At 72.2% G+C, this 6194-nt stretch carries 5 protein-coding genes; 1 reads left to right on the top strand and 4 read right to left on the bottom strand.

Features of this window, described 5'->3' with window-relative positions; translation table 11 throughout:
- Positions 1-411, top strand: a 411-nt coding sequence (locus tag PKY62_RS11565) for a sulfurtransferase (protein ID WP_324537113.1), incomplete at its 5' end; no start/stop codon positions are given.
- A 23-nt stretch (positions 412-434) separates the two neighbouring features.
- Here PKY62_RS11565 and PKY62_RS11570 read toward each other — a convergent pair.
- From PKY62_RS11570 to PKY62_RS11585, 4 genes are read right to left on the bottom strand one after another with little or no spacing between them, the layout of a single operon-like run.
- Positions 435-1019: an ATP-binding cassette domain-containing protein gene (locus PKY62_RS11570; protein ID WP_324537115.1), complete on the bottom strand. Its 585-nt coding sequence runs from the start codon at positions 1017-1019 to the stop codon at positions 435-437.
- Entirely contained in the window at positions 1016-1807 is a 792-nt protein-coding gene (locus PKY62_RS11575) for an ABC transporter permease (protein WP_324537117.1), read from the bottom strand. The genes PKY62_RS11570 and PKY62_RS11575 overlap by 4 nt, the downstream gene beginning before the upstream one ends.
- Positions 1785-2831, bottom strand: coding sequence for an ABC transporter substrate-binding protein (locus PKY62_RS11580; protein WP_324537119.1), 1047 nt, complete (start codon positions 2829-2831; stop codon positions 1785-1787). The genes PKY62_RS11575 and PKY62_RS11580 overlap by 23 nt, the downstream gene beginning before the upstream one ends.
- Positions 2828-6073, bottom strand: a complete 3246-nt coding sequence (locus PKY62_RS11585; protein WP_324537121.1) for an NAD(P)-binding protein — start codon at positions 6071-6073, stop codon at positions 2828-2830. The genes PKY62_RS11580 and PKY62_RS11585 overlap by 4 nt, the downstream gene beginning before the upstream one ends.
- Between the last annotated feature and the right edge of the window lie 121 nt (positions 6074-6194).

Here is a 6194-nt window from a genome sequence, read left to right on the forward strand (position 1 = left end):
GTCGCGCGCCTCGGCGGCATGGCCGTCGCGACCGTGGACGACGTGGTCGCCGGGCGGGCCGGGACCCTGCTCGACGCGCGCGCGGCGGAGCGCTACCGCGGTGAGGTGGAGCCGGTCGACCCGGTGGCCGGGCACATCCCCGGGGCTGTCTCCTGCCCCACGACGCTGTTGCAGCGCCCCGACGGTCGCTACCGTCCGGCACCCGAGCTGCGGGCGCTGCTGGCCGGGCTCATCGGGTCGAGCGCCCCCGACGGCCCGGTGACGGCGTACTGCGGCTCGGGTGTCACGGCCAGCCAGATCGTCCTCGCGGCCCACGATGCCGGTCTCGACCTCGCGCTCTACCCTGGCTCGTGGTCGCACTGGGTGCGTGACCCGGCGCGGCCGGTCGCGACCGGGGAGGGCACGGGCTGAGGCCCGCGGTACTGCGGGGCTCGTCAGCCCGGGCGCACCAGCTCGACCAGGTGCGCGCCGAAGGCCTCGACGTCGGCGCGGTCGTGCGTGATGAGCAGGGTCGTGCGGTGGGCGCAGCGCTCGCGGACGTAGGCCACGACCAGCGGCCGCGCGGCCTCGTCGAGCCCGGTGAACGGCTCGTCCAGCACCACGAGGTCGGCGGGGGCCATGAGGGCCCGGACGATCGCGACCCGGCGGCGCTGGCCGCCGGAGAGCTCGCGCACGGGCTGGGCGATCGTGTCGGCGCTCAGCCCGACGAGCGCCAGCTCCGTCGCCACGGCCGCCGCCCGCACCCCCCGGTCCAGGACCAGGCGCACGTTGCTCACCGCTGTGAGCTGCGCGCACAGCCGGTCCTCCTGGAAGACGGCCGCCCGTCGGTGGTCGGTCAGCCCGCCGATCGTGCCGCCGTCCGGCGCGTCGAGCCCCAGCAGCAGGCGGGCCAGGGTGGTCTTGCCACTGCCGTTGGGGCCCATGAGTGCCGTGACCTCGCCATCGGGCAGGTCGAGGTCGAGCCCGTCGAGCACCACCTGGTCCCCGAAGCTCCGGCGCACCCCGCGCAGCGTGATCATGCCGCCGGCCCCCGGGCGAGGCGACGCTCGAGGCGGTCGAGGAGCGCGAGCACCAGCTTCTCGACGCCAACGCTCAGCGCGATGATGACGACGGTCCAGGCGAAGAGGTCCGCGCTGGACAGGAAGATCTTCGCCTCGTAGAGCCGTTCGCCGATGCTCCCCTGCGGCAGGCCGATCACCTCGGCGGCGATCCCGCTCTTCCACGCCAGGCCCACGCCGATGCGGCAGCCGGCGCTGAAGTACGGCAGCACCGCTGGCACGTCGATGGCCGGCAGCCGGCGCAGCAGCGGCACGTCGAAGACCTGCGCCACCTCGAGCAGGGCGCGGTCGCGCTGACGGATCCCCTCGAGCACCGTCGTGTAGAGCACGGGCAGCACCATGAGGAAGGCGATGACCACGGCGAGCTGCCCGCTGTCCGCCCACAGCAGCACGAGGATGATGAAGCTCACCACCGGGGTGGTGCGCACGGCCGCGAGCAGCGGGGTGAGCAGCGCGTCGACCACGCGCGACGTCGCGGCGAGCGCCGCCGCGAGCACGCCCACCACGGCGGCGAGCGCGAAGCCCGCCACGATCCGCCCGAGCGAGTGCGCGACGGTGGCCCAGAACCCCGCGGTGACCACCAGCTCCCCGAGCCGGACGAGCACCCCGCCGGGACCCACGAGCAGGATCCGCTGGTCGACGACCAGCGCCGCCACCTGCCACACGGCGGCCCAGAAGGCCACGACGAGCAGCGGGCGCGCGGCCCGCCGCCAGCCGATGCCGGGTCTAGCGGCGGTAGTAGAAGTCATCGCCCGGCACGGACCCGCCGACCGCGGCCGGATCGGCGTCCGCGAGCACCTGGAGGTACCCGCCGAGCACGGTGCGCAGCTCGTCACCGTCGATGAAGGTGATGTTGCACGCGGGGATCGCAGCCTCGGCGATCGGCGCGGCCGGGACGATCCCGGCCTCGGCGATGAGCGTGGCCGCCTCGGCAGGGTGCTCGTTGGTGAACTCCGTCGAGGCCTCGTAGTCGTCGAGGAAGGTCTCGAAGGCCTCGGGGTGCTCGGCGAGGAACGCCGTGCGGACCACGACGACGCCCGTCACCATCTGGGAGTCCGGGGTCACCGCCGCCCACTCGTCGGACAGGCTCAGCGCGGTGCGGATCGCGGGGTTCTGCGTCTGCAGCACGGTGACGTACGGCTGGGGCAGCACGCCCACGGCACCTGGCTCCGCGGCCAGCAGCGCCGCGACCTCGGTCGCCTCGCTCTTGAACTCGACCGTGACGTCCGTGGCCGGGTCCAGTCCGTTGCTCGCCAGGAGGTAGTTGAGGACGTACTCGGGGGACGCGCCCTTGCCCGTGCTGTAGACCGTGCGGCCGGCGAGGTCGGCGACGCTGTGCACGGTGTCACCGGCCTCGAGCACCTCGAGCATGCCGAGCGTGTTGATCGCGGCCACCTGCACCTGGGCGCCGTCGGCGTCGAGCGTGCGCGCGTAGAGCACGGCGGCGAGGTTGGCCGGCACCAGCGCGACGTCCACCCCGCCCTGGACCACCAGCGGCACGATCTCGTCCGGGGTGCCGTACATCGTCACCTGGTAGTCCTCGGCGGTCTCGCCCGCCGCGGCGTCGGCCATGAGGCCCACGAGACCCATCGTCGTCGGGCCCTTGAGCGACGCGATCCGGATGGTCGTCGGTTCGGCAGGGGCCTCGGCAGGCTCCACCGTCGCCTCGGCGGTCGCGGAGGTCGCCGGCTCGGCCGTCGTCGTCCCCCCGCACCCGGCGAGCAGGCCGAGCACACCGACCGCGGCCACCAGGGGCAGCAGGCGCCGCCTCATGACGTCGCGCCCGTGGTCGCCGCGCGCTCGGCCGCCAGCTCGGCGGCACGCTCCTCGAGCCGGGCCGGGCTGCACGGGGCCTCCCGGAACGGGGCGAACGTGGTGTGCAGCAGGTGGTGGGCCTTGTCGGAGTTCGGCTCGCCGTAGAAGTCGTCGTAGAGCCGCAGGATGTCGGGGTTCTCCTGGGACTTGCGGTAGCGCGACACCTGGTCGATGTCGATGAGCACCTTCTGGCGGGCCGCCATCTCGCCCACCATGTCCGGGACGGGGTGACCCGCACCGTTGATGCAGCCGCCGGGGCACGCCATGATCTCGACGAGGTCGTACTCGACCTTCTCGCCTGCGACGATCCGCTTGACCAGCGGCTCGGCGTTGTTGAGGCCCGAGATCACCGCGACGCGCACCGTGGCACCGCCGGCCTCGACCGTGGCCTCCTTGAAGCCCTGGAACCCGCGGACGTCGTGGAAGTCGAGGCGGTCGACCAGCTGCTCGCCGGTGAGCTTCTCGACGGCCATCCGCAGCGCGGCCTCTGCCACGCCGCCCGAGGCACCGAAGAGCACGCCCGCGCCGCTGACCCGCGCGTAGGGCGCGTCGTACTCGGTGGGGGTGATGTCCTGCGGCTCGAGGCGCAGCATCTGGACCATCTCGAGGAACTCGGTGGTGGTCAGCACGGCGTCGACGTCGCGCACGCCGTCCGGGGCGAACTCGGGCCGTGCGGCCTCGAACTTCTTGGCGAGGCACGGCACGATCGAGACGACGTAGAGGTCGTCCAGGCTGACCTCCGCGAGCTCTGCGAAGTGGTTCTTCACCGTCGCGCCCATCATCTGCTGCGGGGACTTGCAGCTGGACAGGTGCGGGATCATCTCGGGGTAGCGGCGCTCGACGAGGTTGACCCAGCCGGGGCAGCACGAGGTGAACAGCGGCATGACGCCGCCGCCGCCCACGCGGCCCAGGAACTCCGTGGTCTCCTCCATGATCGTCAGGTCGGCGGCGAAGGCGAAGTCGAACACCTTGTCGAAGCCGATCTGCCGCATGGCCCCGGCGATGAAGGCCGAGGCCTCGTCGAACGGGATCCCGTACTCCGCCGCGATGACGCTGCGCACGGCGGGGGCGACGAACCCGACCACCACCTTGGACGGGTCGTTGATCGCGGTGAAGACGTCGCCGCGCTCGCGCACGTAGTCCAGCGCGCCGCACGGGCACGCCCGCACGCACTGGCCGCACGAGACGCAGTCCGTCAGCCCCAGCGGCAGGTCGTTGTGCGTCCCGACGGTGAGGCGGCCCTCGTGGAACTGGAACGCCAGCACGCCGGGACCCTCGATCTCGGCGCACGCCGCGACGCAGCGCCCGCACGAGATGCACTTGTTGTTGTCGCGGATGATGAAGGGGTGGTCGCGCACGATCGGCGTGAACGGCCGCACGTGCAGGGGCGCGGCGAACGTCACGCCGTGCGAGGTCGCCTCGTCGCGCAGCATGCAGCTGTTCTGCTTGGAGCAGCCGCACTCCAGGCACCGCTCGGCCTCGGCGCGTGCCTGCGCCTCGGTCAGGCCCGTCTCCACCTCGACGAAGCTGTGCACGCGCTCGGTCGGGTGCAGCTCCGGCATGACCGCGCGGGCCAGCGACGGGATGTCCTCGAACTCGGCCCGCGGCAGGTCCTCCAGAGAGCCGCGGCTGCACGCGAAGTCCTCCTGGCTGGGCCGCACGTACCCGCGCGTGACGAACTCGTCGATCGCCATCGCTGCCCGGCGCCCGGCGGCGACGGCCTGGATGACGGTCGCCGGCCCGGTGACGCAGTCGCCGCCGGCGAAGATCTTCGTCTCGGAGGACTGCATCGTGAAGCCGTCGACGTCGATGTCGCCCCACTTGTTGAGGCGCACCGGCAGGTCGTTGTAGAGGAAGCCGGTGTCGGTGCTCTGGCCGATCGCCCCGATGATCGTGTCCGCCTCGATGACGAAGTCGCTGCCCTCGATCGGGAGCGGGCGCCGCCGGCCGGAGCGGTCGGGCTCGCCCAGCTCCATCTTCAGGCAGTGCAGCTGCTTGATGTGGTCGAGCGTGCTGATCCGCTCCGGGGAGGTGAGGAAGATCATCTCGACCCCCTCGCGCAGCGCCTCCTCGACCTCGAACGCCTGCGCGGGCATCTCGTCGCGCGTGCGGCGGTAGACGAGCTTGACCTTGTCGGCGCCCTTGCGCAGCGCCGTGCGGGCGCAGTCGATCGCGGTGTTGCCGCCGCCGATGACCAGCACGGTCTTGCCGAGCGGGATCTCGATGTCCTTGGTGACCTGCTCGAGGTACTGGATGCCGAGGTAGACGCCCTTGGTGTCCTCGCCGTCGATCCGCAGCGGGGTGGCCCGCCAGGAGCCGATCGCCAGGTAGACGGCGTCGAAGTCGCGCTTGAGGTCCTCGAGGTTGATGTGGGTGCCCAGGGCCTTGCGCGTGATGATCTCCACGCCGAGGGACTGGATGATCCCGATCTCCTGGTCGAGCGTCGCCTTGGGCAGGCGGTACTCCGGGATGCCGTAGCGCATCATGCCGCCGGGCCAGCTGCGGCGCTCGAAGACGGTGACCTGGTGGCCGGCGAGCGCGGCGTAGAACGCCGCGGACAGGCCGGAGGGCCCGGCGCCGACGATCGCGATCTTCTTGCCCGTCGACTCGACCACGCGCGGGATCCACGGCTCGTCGCGCGCCATGTCCCAGTCCGAGGCGAACCGCTTGACGGCGTTGATCGCCACGGGCTCGTCGACGAGGTTGCGGCGGCACTCCGCCTCGCACGGGTGGGGGCACACGCGACCGCACACGGACGGGAAGGGGTTGCGGTCCTTGATGACGCGGATCGCGGCCTCGTAGTTGCCGTCGGCGACGTGGTGCAGGTACGTCTGGATGTCGATGTTCGCCGGGCAGGTCTGCACGCACGGCGCGACGCAGTCGGCGTTGTGGTCGCACAGCAGCTGCTGCAGGCGGACCTTGCGGTACTCCTCGAGCCGCGGGGTGTGGGTGGCGATGACCATGCCGGGCGTCACGGGCGTGAGGCAGGCCTTGACGTCGCGCGGCTGGTCCGCGCCGACCTCGACGACGCACAGCCCGCAGCTGCCGTTGGAGCGCTTGAGCCGGATGTCGTGGCACAGCGACGGGACGTCGATGCCCTCCTTGAGCAGGGCCTGGAGGATCGTCAGCCCGCCGTAGACCTCGATCTCGCGGTTGTTCGCGGTGATGGTGAAGCGTTCGCTCCCGGACAGCTCGCGCACGGCAGACCTCCATTGGTCCTGGGTGCAGCGTCGGCGGCGGGGGTGCCTCCGTGCACCCCGGCTCCGCCGGGCGTCGGTGCCGACGCTGGCTCCTGCTGGCACCGTACGGGTGCTCCGCGGC

Origin of the sequence: Actinotalea sp. (assembly GCF_035443605.1) — a bacterium.
Classification (GTDB): Bacteria; Actinomycetota; Actinomycetes; order Actinomycetales; family Cellulomonadaceae; genus Actinotalea.